A 20,502-nucleotide genomic window follows, 5' to 3' on the forward strand; every position below is an offset into this window, starting at 1 on the left:
GCCGAGCCGGTGCCGCCCGGACCGGGCCCGACCACCGACGGCCGCGACGGTGGCAGCGGCCGTCCCCGCGAGCGCCGTCGCCGCGGTGACCGGGGAGCCGCCGTGGACCTCGCCGCGGGAGAGCGCGGTGACCCCGAGCGTGTGGGTGCCCATCGCCACCGCCGCCGGGAGCGCCGGGCGGAGCCCCGCGGCGCCGGCGCCCATCAGCACGTCGAAGGTGCGGCAGGCCGCCATGCCGAGCGGGCCGGCGGCCGTGGACTTGAGCAGGGTGTCGTAGGTCCACACGGCGGCGGCCAGCGGGAGGGCGAGCGCGACCGAGTCACGCCCGCCCCCCGCGGCGGCCAGCCCGAACCCGGCCGCGGTCAGCCCCCCGGCGACCGCGAGCGCGCCCTGCGGGGTGACCCGCCCGGACGGGATCGGCCGTTCCGGCCGTTCCTCGGCGTCGAGCTTGCGGTCGGCCCAGTCGTTGAGGGCCATGCCCGACCAGTAGAAGGCGGCCGAGGACAGCGGGAGCAGCAGGCGTCGCCCGCGCAGGGGCCGCCCGGCGGCCGCCGCCCCGGCGACGGTGTCGCCGAGCACGGTCAGCGCCGCCGGCGCGCGGACGAGCTGGAGGAGGGCGTTCACCGATCCGGCCCTGCCTGCTCGTCCTGCCCGGCGCCGGGCTCCCGGCTGTCCCCGGCCGCACCCCCGGGCCCGGGCGGCTGCCCGGTACCTGTGCTCTCACCCGCTCCGGCTACGCCGGCAGTTGTGGACAGCTCGTCCCGTCGTGGATGGGTCAGGGACTGGGCCCAGTCGGTCAGGTGCTGGGTCTGCTGGGCGAAGCGGTGTTCGTCGCTGCCGATGGGGTCCTTGAAGAAGAACGCGAGGGCACCCAGGGGGCCACTCTCCCCCGCCGCGTGGGCGGCGGCGGCGAGGCGGGCCAGGTCCAGCACCAGCGGAGCCGCCAGCGCGGAGTCCAGGCCCGTCCACGTCAGCTGGAGGCTCATCCGCGCGCCGAGGAACCCCTCGAACGACACGTGGTCCCAGGCTGTCTTCTGCTCACCCAGGTCGGGCACGTTGTCGATGTGCAGCGGGGCTGTCACGCCCTCGCCGAGCAGGGCCGCGAGGCCACGCGCCTTCGACTCCAGTTTGCCCCTGGCCTGCGTGGGGTCCGCCAGGTTGGCGCCGTCGCCGCCGCCGAGGAGGTTGGTGCCGGCCCACGACCGCACCCGCAGCGCTCGCGCGGTGAACATGGGAGCCAGCACCGTCCGCAGGAGGGTCTCGCCGGTCTTGCCGTCGGAGCCGGCGTAGGGCAGACCCGCGGCCTCGGCCAGCTCGTGGAGGGCCGGTAGGCGCATGCCGGGGGACGGGGTGAAGTCCACGAAGGGGCAGCCGGCGCGTAACGCCGCGTAGGCGTTGAGGGAACTGGGCGGGAGGACCGTCCTGGTGGGATCCGCCAGGGCCTCCTCCAGGGCGGGTAAGGACTCGTGTGCGGGCACGGGGGGCACAGGGGGTTCGGTCGAGGACACGTTGACGACGACCACTCTGGCCAGGCCGTTGCGGTCCCGGAAGGACTCGATGTCGGCGGTCAGCCGGGCGGCGGCCTCCGCCTGGGAGCCGGTGTGGGTGGCGGGGTGGTAGCCGTCGCGGATCTCGGTGTCGGCGGCCTCGAGGGCGGCCGTGACGGCGGCGAGGACGCGGGGTGGGATCAGGCCCGACTCGGCCAACTGCTCGGCGCGTTTGGCCAGCGGCGTCGTCACGACGTCGTGGCCGCCCACGACGATGTTCTCCCAGCTCGGTAGGCCGATCTCGGTGAACGGCTCGCGTTCGGTGACGCAGCCGGTCGGTTCGACGAGCCCGGCGCGCAGGGCGAGCAGGCCGGTCACGGCCGTGGTAGCCACCGAGCCCCGTGCGCCGATCAACCACAGTCCGGTCGGTTCGTTCGCCCTCATTGCGAAACCCTTTCCATCCACGAACGGGTGGCATCGGTGGGCCGGCGCGGACCGCCGGCCCACCGAATTGATCACCCAGTCATCGTGCGTTCACCGCCTGGGGCAGCACCGCCACCCCTTCGATGCTGTCGATGACTGCCTCCGCGTCGCGCTCGAGAACCGCCCGCACGTCCGCGTCACCGACGAGGGTCTCGTCGATGGCGAGCTGCACGAACGTGCCCAGGAAGCGCACCGCCTTGGCGTCGTTGCCGTTCGCCTCGGCCTTGCGGGCCTTGGTGAGCAGGTTCGACAGCTGGTTGTACGCGGAAAGGGTCAACCGGTTGGTCACCCGGAACCGGGTGATCAGCTGGTCGATGTCCCGCAGCGACGTCGTCGTGGCGAACGACAGCGTCTGGGCCTGCACGTTGCCCGCGACGTCGGTCGCCGACACCGAGAACCCGTGCAGCCCGAGCGGCAGCTGGTAGAGCGCGACCGCCCGCCCGGACGGGATGCTCACCCCGTCCAGTGCGCCGGTGACCGTGCCCAGCCCCGAGGTGGCGTCCTCGGCGTGCCAGGACAGCACCAGGTCGGTCGCGTCGCCGTAGACCCGGCCGTCCGCCACCCCGGCCACCATCAGCGTCGGCTTCGTGCCGTCGATCTTGATCGTGGCGGCCTTCTCGGCCTCCACGTTCCCGGCCCGGTCCGTTGCCCGGTACAGCACCGTGTGCTGGCCGTCGCCGGTCACGTTGACCGTGCCGGTGTAGGTGGTCCAGGGGCCGCCGTCGAGCTTGTACTCGATCTTGGTGACGCCCTGCCCGCCCTCGTCGGTCGCGGCCAGCTGGACCGGGACCGTGCCCGGGTGCCAGCCGCCCGGCCCGGCGGGGGCGAAGGTGGCGGTGGTGACCGGCGCGGTCTGGTCCACGATCTCCTTGATCTGGATGTCGCGGAACCACACGTCGTCGCCGTTGCCGTGGTTCTGGATCCCGACGAAGCCCTGGGTGAGGTCCCGCGCCGGGTCGGTGCTGGTGAAGTCGTTGATCAGCACCCCGTTGAGGTAGACCCGGATGGTCTGCCCCACCACGACGATCTCGTAGCTGTTCCACTCGCCGGCTGGCTTGAGCGCCTCGTCCCGGGCGGGGATGTCGGCGGACTGGAACGAGTAGACCGAGCCCGTCGTGCGGTCCGGCGCGTCGGTCGGGTCGATCTGGATCTCGTAGCCCTGGTTCACCGCGACCCACGGGTCGTTGCCCGGGTCGGGGTAACCCACGAAGATGCCCGAGTTGTCGTCCCCGGACACCTTCCAGTCCAGCTTCAGGCTGTAGGCGTTGAACTCCTCGTCGAAGGAGAGCAGCCCCATGCCGCCGGTCGACCTGATCGTGCAGTCCTCCTCGAGGGAGAAGCTGCCCGGCCCGGCCTGCACCCAGTTCTCCAGGCTGGCCGCGGTGCCGTCGAACAGGCTGCGGTAGCCCGCCTCCGGCGAGGTCGGCTGGCACTCCTCCGGGTCGGTGCCGCCGCCGGCGACACCGGGACCGACCACGTTGATCGTGTCGAGGTCCAGCAGACCGCCGCCACCACCGGAGAACGTCAGGTACAGCGGACCGGAGCCACCCGGGTCGGTGATCGGCGCCGGCGGGATGTCCGCGTAGGTGTCCCACCCACCGGTGTTGGCCACCTGCACGGTCTGCACCACCGGGCCGTCCACCGCGTCCTTGCGGACGGTGATGGTGCCGCCGGCCCCGCCGGAGGTGACCCGGTAGCCGATCGCCTCGACACCGGTCAGGTTCACCGGGTCGAACTTGATCCAGTCACCGTTCTCGATGTGGCCGACCCGCTTGCCGCCGCTGGCGCCGGCGTGGTCGACGATCTGGGTACCGCTGTTCTCGGTCCAGAACTCGGCCTGCTTCAGCTTCGGCTGGAGCACCGCCTCGTCGTCGCCGGTCAGGGCGGGCACCCCGGGCGTGCCGGTGTCGGTGTAGCGGGCGTTGATGATCCCGAACACGTTGGCGTCCATCCCGTGGCCCTCGTCGGCCGGGGTCACGATCTCACCCTCGCACCCGCTCGTCCGCGACAGCGGGTGGCCGTGCGAGTCGTGGCCGAGGATGTACTCGACGATGACCCGCGAGCAGTCGATCGAGGCGTCCTCCGGGTCGGTCACCGTCACCTCGAACGGCACGGTGTCCCCGTAGCCGAAGAAGCCGCCGTTCACCGGGATGGTCAGCTCGACCGTGGGTGCCGTGTTGCCCGCGGTGATCACCACGCTGCGCACGCCGGTGAGCCCGCTCTGGTCGGTCACCGACAGCGAGGCGGTGTACTGGCCCGGCTCGCTGTAGGTGTGGGTGACCGGAGCCTCCTCGGTGGAGTCGGTGGTGCCGTCCCCGTCGAAGTCCCAGGCGTAGGTGAGCTCACCGCCGTCCGGGTCGGAGGTCCCGGCGGGGTCGAACCGGACGGTCAGCGGAGCCGGACCCGACGTCCTGTCCGCCGTCAGCTCCACCCGCGGCGTGCGGTTGCCCTTGGTGTAGTCGATCCGGTACAGCGCGGACGCCTCGGAGCCGCCGAACCAGGTGTCGCCGTAGTCCAGCACGTACAGCGACCCGTCCGGACCGAACTCGATGTTCATCGGCCAGGAGAGCTCCATCGAGTCGAAGAACGGGTTGATGGCGCCCCGCTCGCCGTTCTGGCCGACGTCGATGGTCTTGATCCAGCCGCGGCCCCACTCGTAGGCGAAGTTCTTCCCGTCGAAGTACTCCGGGAACTTCGTCGGCGAGTCGAGGTTCGGGTCGAAGCGGTACACCGGTCCACCCATCGGCGACTCGCTGATGTGTGGTGCGAACTCGGGCACCGAGGCGCCGTCGTAGGGGATCCAGGCCGGCTGCACCGGAGGCAGGTCGACCAGGCCGGTGTTGTGCCGGCTGTCGTTCTTCGGGGCGGCGCAGTCGAACGGCTCGCCGGAGGTGCTGGTGGCGAAGTCGTAGTCGACGTACGGCACGTTGTCGCCGACGCACAGCGGCCAACCGAAGTTGCCCGGTCCCTTGATCAGGTTGAACTCGACCGTGCCACCCGGCCCACGACCCGGGTTCGCCGCTCCGGCATCCGGCCCGTAGTCACCCAGGTAGATCCAGCCGGTCTCCCGGTCCACTGCGAACCGGAACGGGTTGCGGAAGCCCATCGCGTAGATCTCCGGGCGGGTCTTCTCGGTGCCCGGCGCGAACAGGTTGCCCTCGGGGATCGTGTAGCTGCCGTCCTCCCCGACGGTGATCCGCAGGAGCTTGCCGCGCAGGTCGTTCGTGTTGGCCGAGGTACGACGCGCGTCGAACGCCGGGTTGCGGTCCGGCCGCTCGTCGATCGGGGTGTAGCCGTCGGAGAAGAACGGGTTGGTGTCGTCCCCGGTGGACAGCAGCAGGTTGCCCTCGCCGTCGAAGTCGATCTCACCACCGGCGTGGCAGCAGATTCCCCGGTCGGCCGCGACCTGCATGATCTGCTGCTCGCTGGCCAGGTCGACCGTGCCCTCCTCGGTCAGCTTGAACCGGGACAGCTGGTTGTGGCCCTTGAACGGCGCGAAGTCCTCCGCCGTCCCGTTCTCCGGCGCGTCGCCAGGCGGGGTGGACAGCGGCGGCGCGTAGTACAGGTAGACCCAGCGGTTCTCGGCGAAGTTCGGGTCGACCGCCACACCCTGCAGGCCGTCCTCGTCGTGGTTGTAGACGGGGATCGTCCCGGCGAGCTTGGTGCTCGCGTCCGGAGTGGTCAGGAACACCCGGCCGTCACGCGAGGTGTGGATGACGCTGCGGTCGGGCAGAACGGCGATCGCGATCGGCTCGCCGGTGCTCGCCTCGCCCTTGGCCAGCGTGATCTGGTCGAAGTCCTCGTCGACCGGCGGCTCCTCCGGGTCGGTGCCCGGCGTGCAGTCGGCCTCCTCGAGGCCGGCCGCGTACCGGATGCCGCCCGCGAGGTGGTTCAGGAACTCCGGCTCGCTGTAGGAGGCCTGGGTGTGGCCACCGCCGGTGTACCAGGAGCGACCCTCACCCTGGGTGTGGCACCACATGATCGGGTGGTCACCCATCGCGTCAGCGCCCGGGTCGTAGCTGGACTCGTCCAGCGTGGCCAGGACCTTCACGTCCGCGCGCGGGTTGGAGCGGTAGTTGTACCACTCGTCGGTGCGCGTCCAGGTGCTCGGCAGCTCGTCCGTCGAGGGGTGGTCGTGGCTCTCGACGTCCACAGTGGCCTCTTGGATGGCCGGGTGCGACTTGAAGTAGGCACCCACCAGCTCGCCGTACCACGGCCAGTCGTACTCGGTGTCGGAAGCGGCGTGCACGCCCGCGTACCCGCCGCCGCCGTCGATGTAGTTCTCGAACGCGGTCTGCTGCTCCGCGTTCAGCACGTCGCCGGTCGTGGACAGCCAGACAACGGCCGCGTAGTGCTCGAGGTTCTCCGCGGTGAAGGCGTTCGCGTCCTCGGTCGCCTCGACGGCGAAGCCGTTCTGGGCGCCGAGCGCGCGGATCGCGGCGATGCCCGCGGGGATGGAGTCGTGCCGGAAGCCGGCGGTCTTCGAGAACACCAGGACGGTGGGGTCCTCATGTGCGGCGGCAGGGGCGGCCGCGAGGCCGAGGCCGGTGGCCAGAGCCAGACCGGCGACGGCGGCGCGCGAGACGGCGCGTAGTCCTCGTCTCACCCCAGGTGTTTTTAACTGATTCCTACTCGGACTGTTCCCTCGCACTGGTACTTTTCTCCTTGTTCTCACCGAAATGGGGACCGCGAGAAGGGAAGAACTCCTTTCCGTGTTCGCGGCGTCGCCTGACGTGCCGGTCAGGCGACGCCGCCACAAACAAGTCAGCGGGTGCCGTAGAGGTGCTCGAGGAACAGCTGGTCCAGCTGCTCCACCTTGGCTCCCCGAACGGCCGCCTCGGCCAGGTCGAGCTCCTCGGCGCGCAGGTCGGCGAGTGACTCACCATCAGCGAGCGTCGGCAGTGACATCTGGTCCACCCGGGCGGCGCGCAGGGCCTCGGCCACCTCGGGATCGGCCCGGAACGCCCTGGCCTTCTCCGCGAGAATCAGGTAGTTCCGCATGCAGGACTTCGCCGAGGACCAGACCCCGGACTCGTCCTCGGTACGCGCAGGCTTGAAGTCGAAATGCCGGGGGCCGTCGTAGCCGCCGTGCTCGAGCAGGTCCACGAGCAGGAACGCGCTCTTCACATCGCCGTTGCCGAACCGCAGGTCCTGGTCGTAGCGCGGGCCGTTCTGGCCATTCAGGTCGATGTGGAACAGCTTGCCGTGCCACAGCGCCTGGGCGTACCCGTGCACCACGGACATGCCGGCCATCTGCTCGTGGCCGACCTCCGGGTTGAGGCCGACCCGGTCCGGCTCGTCCAGCTCACCGATGAACGCGATCGCGTGCCCGATCGTGGGCAGGAAGATGTCCCCGCGCGGCTCGTTCGGCTTCGGCTCCAGCGCGAACCGGATGTCGTAGCCCTGCTCCCGCACGTAGCCGCAGAGGATGTTCAGCGCCTCGCGGTAGCGGTCCAGCGCGGCGCGCACGTCCTTCGCGACACCGGACTCCGCACCCTCGCGACCGCCCCACAGGACGTAGGTCTTGGCGCCGAGCTCAGCGGCGAGGTCGATGTTGCGCAGCACCTTGCGCAGCGCGAAGCGCCGGATGTCCCGGTCGTTCGAGGTCAGCGCGCCGTCCTTGAACACCGGGTGGGTGAACAGGTTGGTCGTGGCCATCGGCACGACCAGGCCGGTGCTGTCCAGCGCCTTGCGGAAGCTCGCGATCCGGGCGGATCGGTCGGAGTCACCCGCGCCGAACGGGATCAGGTCGTCGTCGTGGAAGGTGACGCCGTAGGCGCCCAGCTCGGCGAGCCGCTCCACGGTGTAGGCCGGGTCCAGCGGCTCACGGGTGGCGACGCCGAACGGGTCGACGCCCGGCCAGCCGACGGTCCAGAGCCCAAAGCTGAACTTGTGTTCGGGACGCGGTGTGTAGTCGTTCACGAAAGTCCTCCGGTCGGAATGTCCGTCCATACCGAGCCCTGGTTGGCACTCTGCTCGACCGCCTCGAGCACCCGCTGCACCTGCAGGCCGTCCGCGAACGACGGCGCCGGGTCGGTTCCGTCCGCGATCGCACGGACGAAGTCGACCACCTCGTGGGTGAACGTGTGCTCGTAGCCGAGGAGGTGGCCGGGCGGCCACCACGCGCCCACGTAGGGGTGGGTCGGTTCGGTGACCAGGATGCGCCGGAACCCCGCCGCCTCGCCATCCGAACCGTCGTAGAAGGACAGTTCGTTCATCGACTCGAAGTCGAAGGCCAGGCTGCCCAGCGAGCCGTTGATCTCCACGCGCATCCCGTTCTTCCGCCCGAGGGCGAACCGGGTGGCCTCGTAGCTCGCGAGCGCGCCGCCCGCGAACCGACCGAGGAACAGCGCCGCGTCGTCGACGGTGACGTCGTCGAGGTCGCCACCGCCCTCGGTCGGTCGCTTGTGGACGAAGGTGTTCGTGACCGCGGTGACACCGGTGAGCAGGTCGCCGACCAGGTACTGCGTGGCGTCCACGATGTGGGCGCCGAGGTCACCGAGGGATCCGGAGCCTGCCTTGTCCTTGCGCAGGCGCCAGGTCATCGGCGCGCTCTCGTCGGAGAGCCAGTCCTGCAGGTAGACCGCGCGGACGTGCCGGACCGTGCCGATCCGGCCGTCCTCGATGAGCTTGCGGGCGAAGGCGATGGCCGGTACCCGACGGTAGTTGAACGCCACCATCGAGCGAACCCCGTTCGCGGACGCGTCAGCGGCGGCCGCGGCCATCTTCTCGGCCTCGGCCACCGTGTTGGCCAGCGGCTTCTCGCACAGCACGTGCTTGCCCGCGGCCAGGGCCGCGATGGCGATCTCGCAGTGCGAGTCACCCGGCGTGCAGATGTCGACCACCTGCACGTCGGGCGAGTTGACCAGCTCGCGCCAGTCGGTCTGCACGCTGGCCCAGCCGAACTTGGCTGCTGCTGCCTTCGTTCGGCCGAGGTCACGGCCGCCGAGGACGGCAAGGTGGGGAACCACCGGCAGGTCGAAGAACCGGTGCGCCGAACGCCACGCGTGGGAGTGCACCGCACCCATGAACGCGTGGCCGACCATCCCGACCCCGATCGTGCCACCGCTGCCCTCTGTCATCGCAAATCCTCCGTTGTCACTCGCACTCGCTCACCGATGTCCCGCCAGGGATCTAGGAGTCGAAGCCGATGTCCATGTAGTCGTCGACGTTCTCCTTGGTCACCACGGCGGAGTAGGTGGTGATCGACGCGGGGATCTCGTGCTCGGCGAAGTCCGCCACACCCTTGTTCTGACCCAGCAGCCGCGCGAGCGAGATCGCGGTCGAGGCCATCGAGGGGCTGTAGAGAACGGTCGCCTTGACGACGCCACTGTCCGACTTGATGTTGTTCATCATGTTCTTCGAGCCGGCCCCGCCGACCATGATGAACTCGCTGCGATTGACCGCTTCGATAGCCGCCAGCACACCGATTCCCTGGTCGTCGTCGTGGTTCCACAGGGCGTCCAGCTTCCGGTTGCCCTGCAGGAGGTTCGCCGTCTGGGCCTCCCCGGTCTCCGCGGTGAACTGCGCCGCGACCCGCGGACCGACCCGGAATCCCTGACGCTGCAACGCGTCCTTGAATCCCTTGCTCCGCTCCTGGGTCAACGGCAGGTTGTCCATCCCGGCCACCTCGCCGATGACCGGGTTGGAGATGTTCTTCGCCTTCATCTGCTCGGCGATGTAGTTGCCCGCGTTGACACCCATCCGGTAGTTGTCGCCGCCGATCCAGGTGCGGTACGCGAGCGGGCTGTCGAAGATCCTGTCCAGGTTGATCACCGGGATGCCCTGGTCCATGGCCTGCTGGCCGGCCGAGGTCAGCGCCTTGCCGTCGTGGGGAAGGATCACCAGCACGTCGACATCGCTGTTCAGCAGCGTCTCGACCTGCGCGATCTGCTGGTTGACGTCGTTCGTGCCCTCGGTCGCCTTCAGCGTGACGTCCTCGAAGGCGTCGGCCTGCGCCTGGGCGTTCTTGGTGATCGCGGCGATCCAGCCGTGGTCGGCGGCCGGCGCGGAGAAGCCGATCGTGACCTCCTTGCCGGGCTGGGCGTTGTCGCCGCCACCGCCGGCCACCTGCTGCTGGTTGCCCGCGTTGGCGGGCTCGTTGGACGTGCAGCCGACGACCAGGGCGCCCGCGCCGAGCGCGGAGGCACCGAAGAGGAACCGGCGGCGAGCCAGGGACGGGTCGGTCATGGGTACTCCCTTGTACTTTCTTCAAGTCCGGTGCGGACGATCGGGGGATGGGAACGGGCGGAAGGTCAGGTCTTCCTGGTGCGGGTCGTGCCGTACTGCAGCAGCACCGCCACCACGATGATCACGCCCTTGGCGATGTTCTGGATGTCGGTCTCGAGGTTGTTCTGGGTGAAGATGCTGTTCACCACGGTGAAGATCAGCACGCCGATCAGGGTGCCGATCAGGGTGCCGCGTCCGCCCGAGAGGAGCGTTCCGCCGATGACGACCGCGGCGATCGCGTCCAGCTCGTAGAACATGCCGTTGGTCGATGCACCCGATGTCGTGCGGGCGACCACCATCAGCGCGGCGATTCCGCAGCACAGCCCGGCGATGGCGTACACCATCGCGGTGTGCCGCTTGACGTTGATGCCGGCGAGGCGAGCGGCCTCGGCGTTGCCGCCGACGGCGAACGTGCGCCGGCCGAACGTGGTCCGGTTGAGCAGCACCCAGCCGACCGCGAACACCAGGGCGAGCATCCAGATCAGCACGGGGATGCCGAGGAAGTCGCCGCGGAAGAAGTCGAGGTACCCCTGCTGGGTGACGACCTGGGTACTGCGGCCGGAGAGCCGCTCGGCGAGCCCCCTGGCCGAGGCGTACATCGCCAGCGTGGCGATGAACGGCACCAGCCGCCCGTAGGCGATCAGCAGGCCGTTGATCAGACCCGCGCCGACGCCGACCGCCAGCGCGCAGACCACCATCACGAACGGCCCGTAGGACTGGGTAGCCAGCGTCGTCATCCACACGCTGGCGAGTGCCACCATCGAGCCGACCGACAGGTCGATCCCGCCCGAGATGATCACGAAGGTCATGCCGACGCTGACCACGCCGATCGCCGCCGCGAGGCGCAGCATCGTGGAGATGTTGCTCTCGGACAGGAACGTCTCCGGCTGGCTGACGTAGCCGACCACGCACAGGGCGATCAACACCCCGATCAGGATCGTGAGCCTGATGTCCAGCCGCAGCCCGCTCGGGGTGCGCGCACCGGAGGTCGGCCCGGTGGTCACCGGCTCCTGACCGGCCAGCGGCCCACCCGCGTTGTCCGGCGGGTCCACCTTCTCCACTGTGGACTTCTCACCGACGTCGCTCACGCCATCACCTCGCTACCTTCCATGACCATGTCGAGCACGGCCGCCTCGGTGAGTTCGCTCGCCGGCGCCTCGGCGAGCAGGCGGCCCTCACGCATCACGAGCACCCGGTCGGACAGACCGAGCACCTCCGGAACCTCGCTGGACACCAGCAGTACCGCCACCCCGGCGGCGGCCAGCTCGTGGATCAGCCGGTAGAGCTCTGCCCGCGCCCCGACGTCGACGCCGCGGGTGGGCTCGTCCAGCAGCAACACCTTGCACTCGCGGACCAGCCAGCGGGCCACGACGGCCTTCTGCTGGTTGCCGCCCGAGAGCGTGCGGACCTCGCGCCGGGGATCGGCCGGCCGCAGGTCGAGACGCTCCAGGGTGGACCGCGAGTCACGCAGCGCCCGCCCGCGGTCGGTGAACCCGATCCGGGCGTACTCGGGCAGGCTGGCCAGGATCACGTTGCTCGCCACCGACTGGTCGAGCAGCAGCGCCTGGCTCTTGCGCTCCTCGGGGGCGAGCCCGATCCCGGCCTGGACCGCGGCGGTCACGCTGCCCGGCCTGAGCCGCTTGCCGTTCACGGTGACCGTGCCGCTGTCGGCCTTGCGCGCGCCGAACACGGTCTCCAGGACCTCGCTGCGCCCGGCGCCGACCAGGCCCGCGATCCCGACGATCTCGCCGGCGTTCACCGTGAAGCTGACGTCGGCGAACTCGCTGGCCCTGGTCAGTCCCTCGACCCGGAGCACCTCGGTGCCCCGGTCGGCGCTCTCCTCCCGGGTCGGGAAGACGGTCTCCACCATCCGCCCGGACATCAGGTTGACCAGCTCGGAGGTCGGCGTCGTCGCGGCGTCCAGGTTGGACGCGACGGTCCTGCCGTCCTTGAGCACGGTGACCCGGTGGCCGATGCGGCGGATCTCCTCGAGGCGGTGGGAGATGTAGACCACGGCCACGCCCTCGGCGGTCAGGTCGGCGACCACGCGGAACAGGTTGTCCACCTCGTCGGCGGCCAGCGCGGCGGTCGGCTCGTCCATGATGATCAGCCGGGCGTCGTGGGCGAGCGCACGGGCCATCGACACCAGCTGCTGACCGGCCGCCGAGAGCACCCCGACCTCCCGGCCGGGCGGGATCTCCGGGTGCCCGAGGCGCCGCATGAGCTTGCGGGCCTCCGCGCGCATGTGGCCGCGCCGGGTGAACCCGAACGCGCTCGGCTCGTGGCCGAGGAAGATGTTCTCCGCCACCGACAGGCCCTCGACCAGGTCGAGCTCCTGGTACATGGTCGCGATGCCGATCCGCAGCGCGGCCACCGGCGAGCCAAGCGTGGCCGGCTGGCCCAACCAGGTGATCTCACCGCCGTCGGGCTGGTGCGCCCCCGCGAGCACCTTGATCAGGGTCGACTTGCCCGCGCCGTTCTGGCCGAGCAGACAGTGCACCTCGCCGGCGCGCACCTCCAGGTCCACGCCGTCCAGCGCGCGCACGCCCGGGAACGTCTTCACGATCCCGGTCATTGTCAGCAGCACGTCGCCAGGTTCACTCACGCGGGCGCCTCCTCGTTCTCTCGCTGGGTCGGCGGTACGACAGTGGGGTCGTCGAGCACGCGGCGCAGCGCCACCAGAGCGCCGCCCGCCGTGGCCGCGGTGAAGCCGAGACGCGAGCCGACCACGCGCGCCCCGCCCGCGCCCGGCGCGAGCACGCTGGCGACGACCTGGTTGCGGATGGGCTCGACCAGCCACTCCGGTAGCGCGGCGAAGTACCCGCCGAGCACCACGACCGCCGGGTTGAGCAGGTTGACCAGGATCGAGACGCCCACGCCGAGCGCCGAGCCGATCTGGTGCAGGCCGTCCAGCGTCCGCTGGTCGCTCTGGGCGGCCCGGGCGCGGATGACCCGCATCCGCTGGTCGAGGTCGAGCGTGGGGTCGCGGACCGGGTCGTCGGGGTCGGCGCAGGCGTGCAGCAGCGCCCCCAGTCCGACCTGGGTCTCCCAGCAGCCGCGCCGCCCGCACGAGCAGTAGGGCCCGAGCGGGTCCATCGCCATGTGGCCGATCTCCCCGGCGAACCCGACCGAGCCGCGGACCAGGACACCGCCGGAGATCACGCCGCCGCCGATGCCGAAGTCGCCGGTGAGGTAGACGAGGTCGGCCACCGGGTCGGCCGAGTGCTCGCCTGGCTCGGCGTTCATTGCGGCCAGCTCGGCGAGGGCGGCGAGGTTCGCGTCGTTGTCGACGGCGATGCGCTCGAGCGGGAGCCCGGTTCGCGCGGCGAGCCCGTCGGCCACCGCGACGTCGCGCCAGCGCAGTCGGGGCGCGAAGGTGACCGTGCCGGTGCCGGTGTCGACCAGGCCGGGTACCGACACCGTGACCCCGACCGGCGGACCGACGGTGCCAGCGGCCGCGGCGAGCGCCTGACCGGCCAGCTCGGCGAGCTGGTCCACGGCCCGTTCGGGACCCATCGCCGGCACGTCACAGGCGACCCGGCGGCTGAAGATGGGGTCGCCGGCGAGGTCGGTGACCAGGGCGCCGACGTGACCCACGTGGACGTCGAGGCCGATGCCGCACGCGCTCGTGGCCCGGAGGTCGACGAGTTGGCCGGGCCGGCCCTGCCCGCCGGCCGAGACCCCGGTCGAGTGCACGAGCCCGCGGAGCTCGAGATCGGCGACGAGGCTGGAGACGGTGGCCTTGGAGAGCCCGGAGCGGACGGCGAGCTGGGCACGGGACAGCGCGCCGTGCTCCCGGAGGGTGCGCACGAGCAACGCGAGGTTCCCTCGCCGCAGACCAGCCTGGTCCACAGGGCGGCTATGGCCCACCGGTGCTCCACTTCGTTGAGGGCCCGATCTAAAGTCGGTGCTCTAACTCACAGGGAAGCGTCTCTTAGGGCCCATAAGGGATGCAATAGGCCGTTTGGCGCAACCTCCAGGCTTATCTTTCGCCTGCGATAGTCAAAAGTGTTGCTGTTTCGATACGAAGCAGGGCCGCGAAGACGTGTCCGATGTCTGGACCAATGGGACGGGCGACCCGAGAGGGGGGCACGGCGGCGGGAGGTTGTGCGCAGCGTGACCAGACGGCTTCGATGCGTCGAGGACTTCGAGTGCGATGAGGCCAGGAGACGGGGTCAGGAGACAGGGTCAGGAGACGCTGAAGGCGCGGTCAGTGGCCGACCAGGCGGCGCCGGTGACGCCGGCGAGCTCGCCCAGCTCGGACAGGACGATCGGGAGGTTGCCGGTAGCGAGCGGGAGGGAGCGGCGGTAGACCGAGCTGCGAACCTCGGCGAGGAGGGGGTGGCCGAGTCGGGACACCCCGCCGCCGATCACGACCATGCCGGGGTTGAGGAAGCTCACCAGCGACGCGACGACGTGGCCCAGCCGCCGGCCGCCCTCGCGGACCAGGTTCGCGGCGGCGAAGTCACCCGCGACCGCGGCCTCCCCGACGTCCTGGGCGGTGAGCTTGCCGCGCTGCTCCAACGCCTCCGCCAGCATCGCCGAGCGGCCGCTGCGGGCGAGGGTCAGCGCGTCCCGGGCGAGCGCCCCGCCGCCGAAGTACGCCTCCAGGCAGCCCACCTCACCGCACGCGCACGCCGGCCCGTAGTCGTCCAGGCGGATGTGGCCGATGTCGCCCGCGGTGCCGGCGACCCCGCGGTAGACCTTCCCGCCGAGCACGATCCCGCAGCCGATGCCGGTGCCGACCTTGACGAAGATGAGGTCGTCGAGCGAGCGGGCCACGCCGGCATGCCGCTCGCCGAGCGCCATCACGTTCACGTCGTTGTCGACGGTCACCGGGCAGCCCCACTTGCCGGCGAGCTCGTCGCGCACCGGGTAGCGGTCCCAGCCCGGCATGATCGGCGGCGCGACCGGCATGCCGTCGCGGAAGCTGACCGGCCCGGGCAGGCCGATGCCCGCGCCGACGAGCCGGCCCGGCACCTTGTCCAGGACCCGGGCGGCCAGGTCGACGACGAGCCCGAGGACCGGCGTGGGTCCCAGCCGGACCTCGCACTCCTCGCTCTCGCTGGCCAGCACCTCGCACCGGCCGTCGGTCACCGCCACGTTGACCGAGGTCGCGCCGACGTCGGCGGCGACGAACCGCAGGTCGTCGCACAGGTGGACGAGCGTGGACCGACGCCCGCCGCGGCTCGCCGCCGGTCCGCCGATCTCGACCAGGCCGGTGTCGACGAGGCGGGCCAGCTCACCGGCGAGCTTCGCCCGGGGCAGGTCGAGGCGCTCCCCCAGGGCGACCCGGGACATCGGCCCCTCGTCGCGCAGCAGTGCCAACAGCCGTGACTGCTGGCGGGACCTCGCGCCCTGCTGCTGTCCGGCACCCTGTGCGCTCATAGCGGCTCCCTGTGGCTGGTGCTCGAACCAATTTATCCCCAGGGCCCCCCTTTTCGGACGGGGATGTCAACCTTCGCCGCACCCGCCTCGAGCGACCTACGATTCACCCTGAGGAGGGATTCGCGTCGTTCTTCCCGGTCGTGACCGCCCGGAGGGTCGGCGGCAGGGGGCGTCGACTCGGGGCTTAGGCTGCCCCCGTGCGTCACGCAACCGCCAGGTTCGTCCCCGCCTTCGTCGTGTCGCTGTTGGCCCTGGTCATCGCTGCGCTGGTGACCACGCCAGGCGCATCGGCCTCGGCGCGGCAGGCCCGCAAGGCGCAGCCGGAGAGCGAGGAGCAGCGCGGGGCCTGCCAGGCCCGCCCGCTTCCCCCGCCGCCGATCGACACGTCGGAGGAGCCGCCACCCGGCAGCCCGTCCCCCGAGCCCCTGCCGATCCCCGACGACCCGGTCGGGGGACCTCGAATGGGTGACTGCGGCATCGTCCAGCCGGACGGCGCACCGAACCCTCCGGGCGGGATCAACGCCGCGACGTGGGTGATCGCCGACCTGGAGTCCGGCGACGTGCTCGCCGCCAAGGACCCCCACGCACGCGAGCGGCCGGCGTCGCTGGTCAAGAACCTGCTGGCGATCGTGGTCATCCGCGAGCTGCGGCCGGAGACCAAGGTCGCCGGCACGCAGGAGGACGCGGACCAGGAGGGCACGAAGGTCGGCATCGGTCCCGGCGGGCAGTACACCGTGGACCAGCTGCTGCACGCGTTGATCATGCGTTCGGGCAACGACGCCGCCTGGGCGCTCGCCCGCGCGCTGGGCGGTGTGGACGTCGCGCTGCAGAAGATGAACGCGGTGGCGGCCGAGCTGGGCGCCCTGGACACCCGCGCGGCGACCCCGTCGGGGCTGGACGGTCCGGGCATGACCACCTCCGCCTACGACCAGAGCCTGATCTTCCGCGCGGCGATGAAGTACGAGGAGTTCGCCAAGGCGGCGACCACGCCGTCGATCCAGTTCCCCGGCTACGCCGGCCGCGGCGGCTTCCAGATCGACAACGACAACGACCTGCTGGGCAGCTACGAGGGTTTCCTCGGCGGCAAGACCGGCTTCACCGACGACTCCCGCCACACCTACGTCGGTGCCGCTGAGCGTGACGGGCGCAGGCTCGCGGTGGTCCTGCTGCGCGGCGAGCGCAACCCCGACCCGCTGTCCGAGCAGGGCCGCAAGCTGCTCGACTACGGCTTCACGCTGGCCGGCTCGGGTGCCCGTCCGGTCGGCCAGCTGGTCGACAAGGCACCCGAGGTGCAGCCCAAGCAGGACCCCAGCCCGGACGACGCGAGGCAGCAGGCGACCGAGCAGGTCACCAAGCCGGTCGAGCAGGCGGCGGCCGAGTCGACGCCCCAGGCCGACGCCGAGCGCTCGGCGTTCGGCAACGTCGGCCTCCCCCTGGTGGTCCTGGCGGGCGTCGCGGTCCTGGTCACCGCGGGCATGTGGCTGCGCCGGCGGCGCGCCCGCATCGCGCGGGCCAACCGCGCCGCGGCCGGCTGAGCGAGAGCTCAGCGGCGGCGGCGCCACCAGAGCAGGCCGAACAGGGTTCCGGCGCCGAACAGCGTGGCCGCGTCGCGCGCCGTCGGCCCCTTGCGCACGGCGAGCACCGGGCTGATCACGGCCGGGGGCGGCGCCGGCACGACCGTCCCACGGCGGGCGTCCGACGCCGTCGCCGTCCAGGCCGTGATGAACAGCAGGTACCGCGACACGAAGTTCGCGAACACGAGTAAACCGATGATCGGGCCGAAGACGGTGAACGTCGGCGATTCGGTCACCAGTGCCAGGTACACGGTGAAGGCCTGCTTCAACACCTCGAACCCGACCGCGGCCGCCGCCGCGCCGCGCAGGGCGGACCTCGTGCCGACCCGCTCCCGGGGCAGGTAGGCGATCACCCACAGGAAGACCAGCCAGTTCGCCGCGAGCGCCAGCACGACCGTCGCCACGGTCAGCAGGAACCGCGCCCACGCGTCGTCGTCGAGGCCCAGCCAGCCCAGCACGAGCGTGCCGAGGCCCGACCCGGCCAGCGTCAGTCCGAACGAGACGACGAGCGAGAGGCCCAGCCCCAGCAGCGACAGCAGGTCCGAGCCCATCGTGCGCAGGAACGGCCGCTGCTTGTTCTCCTGGCCCCACTGCGCGGTGAGCGCGTCGCGCAGGTTGCTCATCCAGCCCAGGCCTGAGTAGAGCGCGGCGAGCAGCCCGAACACGCCGATCGCACTGCGTTCCCTGAGGGACTCGTTGATCACGTCGTTGATCGTCTTGACGAGGCCGGACGGCACGGCCTTCGCGATGCCCTCACGCAGGTCGGTGAGCAGGGCGTCGTTGCCGACCAGCACGAACCCCAGAACGGAGAACGCGACCATCAGCAGCGGGAACAGCGACAGCACGCTGAAGTACGTGATCGCCGCGGCGTAGTGGTTGCCGTACCGCTCGGTGTACGCCTCACCCGCCCGGACCAGGTGGTCCAGCCACCGCCGCCGGGAACGCTGCCGGCTCAGGAACGAGTCGTTGTCTCCCACGGGAAGACGCTAGCCCGGTTGATCCCCACCCGCTGGTCAGCCGGCGGCCGGGACCACGAACCCGAGCCGCTCGTAGGCACGGGCGAGCGTCACCGACGCCACCTCGCGCGCCCGCTCCGCGCCCCGCCGCAGGATCTTGTCCAGCTCGGCGGTGTCGTCCAGATAGGTGCGCACCCGGGCCTGGATGGGCGTCACGAACTCGACCAGCACCTCGCCGACCGCCTTCTTCAGGTCGCCGTAGCCCTTACCGGCGAACTCGTCGGCCACCTCGCCCACCGGACGGCCGGTCAGCGCAGCGTAGATCACCAGCAGGTTCGACACGCCCGGCTTGTTCTCCGGGTCGTAGACGATCTCCCGCCCGGTGTCGGTCACCGCCGAGCGGATCTTCTTCGCCGAGACCTTCGGGTCGTCCAGCAGCTCGACGATGCCGCCCGGGGAGGACGAGGACTTGCTCATCTTCGCGCTCGGGTCCTGCAGGTCGTAGATCTTGGCGGCGTCCTTGACGATGAACGGCTCCGGCAACACGAAGGTCCGGCCGAACCGGGAGTTGAACCGCTGAGCCAGGTCCCGGGTCAGCTCGAGGTGCTGGCGCTGGTCCTCGCCCACCGGCACGTGCGAGGCCTGGTAGGCCAGGATGTCCGCGGCCTGCAACGCGGGGTAGCCGAACAGCCCGAGCGTGATCCGCTCGGCCTGCTGTTTGGCGGACTTGTCCTTGAACTGGGTCATCCGGCTCGCCTCACCGAAGCCGGTGAGGCACTGCATGACCCAGCCGAGCTGCGCGTGCTCCGGCACGTGGCTCTGCACGAACAGGGTGGCCCGCTCGGGGTCGATCCCCAGCGCGAGCAGCTGGGCGGCCGAGACCCGGGTGCGCCTGCGCAGCAGCTTGGGGTCGTGCTCGACGGTGATCGCGTGCAGGTCGACAACGCAGTAGAACGCGTCGTGGGTGTCCTGGAGCGCGACCCACTGGCGCACCGCGCCGAGGTAGTTGCCGAGGTGGAACGAGTCGGCGGTGGGCTGGATCCCGGAAAGGACCCTCGGCCGCTGCTCTGGTTGCGTGGACACGGGCGAATTCTCCCAGAACCGCCGCGCGACGCGGGCGTCAGCCCACGCGCTCCCCGGCGGAGGGCTCGGCCGTCGGCGCCACCATGGGCGCCTGGTCCAGCACGGGCAGCGTGCCGCTGGCGTCGACCGGCACGGTGACCGCGCTGGGCACGACACCGCCCCGGCGGCGGTGCCGGAGCAGCCCGGCGAGCAGTCCGCCGAAGCCGAGCACGACCGCGACGATGCCGACCGGACCGAGACCGAAGGGAACACTGGCCGCGGCGACGTCCGGCGTCGCGGTGGCGTTCGCCGAGGCGGCACCCGCACCGGCCACCAGGACGACCGGGACCAGGACGACGGGCAGCACCAGCCTGCTCGTCACAGCCGCCAGGTGGATGACCTTCCGGGCAACTCGGTCGCGCACTGGTGCGCCTCCTGCGCTCATCGCCGTATAGGTAGCCCGATCGGGAAGCCCAGACCAGGCAAAACCCTACCGACGGTGGTGGGTGTGCCGGGCCTCGTTAGTCCGATCGGTACTGCGCGAGGGAGCGTATCCCCTCGGTGTGCCGACCGTCACCTGGGGGCACGGGTTTAACCCAGCTGTGGGCCGGCTGTTACAAGCTCGTCCAGGTCAGGCCTCGGAGGCCACCCAACCACGGCGTTCGCCCTCGCCGATGATCGCTTCGGCGGCCGCCCCGAGGGCCCGCGAGGCCTCGGCGATCGCCGAGGTCCGGGCGCGGGAGACGGCCGCGGTGACCCCGGGTGTGCGCCAGGTGCCGCCGCGGGCCATCCAGTTGAGCAGCAGCGGCTCGAGCCGGTCCAGGGCCTTGGCGAAGCGCGCCTCGGGCGTGCTCTTGGCCTCGAACTCGTCCCAGAGCCCGCGCAGCAGCGTCGCCTGGTCGGCGGGCAGCAACCCGAACAGCCGGTCCGCCGCCGCCCGCTCGCGAGCCTCCTGGGTTGCCGCGCCCACGGTGTCGTAGAGCGGGGTGTCCCCCGCGTAGATCTCGACCAGGTCGTGCACGACGACGAGCGCCATCGTGTGCCCGACGTCGATGGGCTCGTCGGCGTACTCGGCGAGCAGGATCACCATCAGCGCCAGGTGCCAGGAGTGCTCGGCGTCGTTCTCTCGGCGCGCCGCGGCGGCGAGCGGCGACTGCCGCAGCACGGTCTTGAGCCGATCGACCTCGACGACGAAGGCGAGCTGGGCGGCGAGCCGCTCGTCGAGTTCCTCGGGCAGCGGGTTGCTGGCGGTGAGCAGGTCGGTGAGCAGCGCGTCGTCCACGCCCGGACCCTCGCAGGTGACCGGCGCCGGGGCAAGGCGAT

The 20,502-nt window shown here is 71.1% G+C and carries 15 protein-coding genes; 1 reads left to right on the forward strand and 14 read right to left on the reverse strand.

The annotated features are described in order from the left end of the window. The 10 genes from BU204_RS26290 to BU204_RS26335 all read right to left on the reverse strand — a co-directional run. The coding region (locus BU204_RS26290; protein ID WP_075128439.1) for an SCO3242 family prenyltransferase at nucleotides 1-624 on the reverse strand (624 nt) is incomplete at its 3' end. Next, nucleotides 621-1,931: an inositol-3-phosphate synthase gene (locus tag BU204_RS26295; RefSeq protein ID WP_083661655.1), complete on the reverse strand. Its 1,311-nt coding sequence runs from the start codon at nucleotides 1,929-1,931 to the stop codon at nucleotides 621-623. The genes BU204_RS26295 and BU204_RS26290, both read right to left, overlap by 4 nt. 79 nt (nucleotides 1,932-2,010) lie before the next feature. Further along, nucleotides 2,011-6,576 (reverse strand): ThuA domain-containing protein, encoded by a 4,566-nt coding sequence (locus BU204_RS26300; RefSeq protein WP_075128440.1) that lies wholly within the window; start codon nucleotides 6,574-6,576, stop codon nucleotides 2,011-2,013. A gap of 158 nt (nucleotides 6,577-6,734) precedes the next feature. Further along, the gene (gene xylA / locus BU204_RS26305; RefSeq protein ID WP_233160626.1) at nucleotides 6,735-7,892 is read right to left on the reverse strand and encodes a xylose isomerase; all 1,158 of its coding nucleotides are present in this window, start codon (nucleotides 7,890-7,892) and stop codon (nucleotides 6,735-6,737) included. Further along, a complete protein-coding gene (locus tag BU204_RS26310) occupies nucleotides 7,889-9,052 on the reverse strand; it encodes a Gfo/Idh/MocA family protein (RefSeq protein ID WP_075128442.1) in 1,164 nt (387 codons plus the stop codon). Before BU204_RS26310 ends, xylA begins: the two co-directional genes overlap by 4 nt. A gap of 52 nt (nucleotides 9,053-9,104) precedes the next feature. Next, nucleotides 9,105-10,160 carry a substrate-binding domain-containing protein gene (locus tag BU204_RS26315; RefSeq protein ID WP_075128443.1) on the reverse strand — a complete coding sequence of 352 codons (1,056 nt, stop codon included), beginning with the start codon at nucleotides 10,158-10,160 and terminating at the stop codon, nucleotides 9,105-9,107. A 65-nt stretch (nucleotides 10,161-10,225) separates the two neighbouring features. Continuing rightward, nucleotides 10,226-11,203, reverse strand: coding sequence for an ABC transporter permease (locus BU204_RS26320; protein WP_075128502.1), 978 nt, complete (start codon nucleotides 11,201-11,203; stop codon nucleotides 10,226-10,228). Nucleotides 11,204-11,283: 80 nt separating this feature from the next. Beyond that, nucleotides 11,284-12,774, reverse strand: coding sequence for a sugar ABC transporter ATP-binding protein (locus tag BU204_RS26325; RefSeq protein ID WP_075128503.1), 1,491 nt, complete (start codon nucleotides 12,772-12,774; stop codon nucleotides 11,284-11,286). Nucleotides 12,775-12,800: 26 nt separating this feature from the next. Further along, nucleotides 12,801-14,051, reverse strand: a complete 1,251-nt coding sequence (locus BU204_RS26330) for an ROK family transcriptional regulator (RefSeq protein WP_233160628.1) — start codon at nucleotides 14,049-14,051, stop codon at nucleotides 12,801-12,803. A gap of 336 nt (nucleotides 14,052-14,387) precedes the next feature. Continuing rightward, complete coding sequence (locus BU204_RS26335) at nucleotides 14,388-15,587, reverse strand: ROK family transcriptional regulator (protein WP_075128445.1); 1,200 nt, start codon at nucleotides 15,585-15,587, stop codon at nucleotides 14,388-14,390. Nucleotides 15,588-15,784: 197 nt separating this feature from the next. Here BU204_RS26335 and BU204_RS26340 point away from each other — a divergent pair, with 197 nt between their 5' ends. Continuing rightward, entirely contained in the window at nucleotides 15,785-17,122 is a 1,338-nt protein-coding gene (locus tag BU204_RS26340; protein ID WP_075128446.1) for a D-alanyl-D-alanine carboxypeptidase family protein, read from the forward strand. An 8-nt stretch (nucleotides 17,123-17,130) separates the two neighbouring features. Here the strand turns inward: BU204_RS26340 and yhjD are convergent, their stop codons facing one another. From yhjD to BU204_RS26360, 4 genes are all read right to left on the reverse strand, one after another. Further along, nucleotides 17,131-18,138, reverse strand: coding sequence for an inner membrane protein YhjD (gene yhjD, locus BU204_RS26345; protein ID WP_075128447.1), 1,008 nt, complete (start codon nucleotides 18,136-18,138; stop codon nucleotides 17,131-17,133). Between the two features lie 36 nt (nucleotides 18,139-18,174). Next, complete coding sequence (gene trpS, locus BU204_RS26350; RefSeq protein WP_075128448.1) at nucleotides 18,175-19,200, reverse strand: tryptophan--tRNA ligase; 1,026 nt, start codon at nucleotides 19,198-19,200, stop codon at nucleotides 18,175-18,177. A 37-nt stretch (nucleotides 19,201-19,237) separates the two neighbouring features. Next, nucleotides 19,238-19,603: a hypothetical protein gene (locus BU204_RS26355; protein WP_075128449.1), complete on the reverse strand. Its 366-nt coding sequence runs from the start codon at nucleotides 19,601-19,603 to the stop codon at nucleotides 19,238-19,240. Between the two features lie 207 nt (nucleotides 19,604-19,810). Further along, complete coding sequence (locus BU204_RS26360) at nucleotides 19,811-20,461, reverse strand: HD domain-containing protein (RefSeq protein WP_083661656.1); 651 nt, start codon at nucleotides 20,459-20,461, stop codon at nucleotides 19,811-19,813. Between the last annotated feature and the right edge of the window lie 41 nt (nucleotides 20,462-20,502).

Source organism: Actinophytocola xanthii (assembly GCF_001921205.1).
GTDB lineage: Bacteria > Actinomycetota > Actinomycetes > Mycobacteriales > Pseudonocardiaceae > Actinophytocola > Actinophytocola xanthii.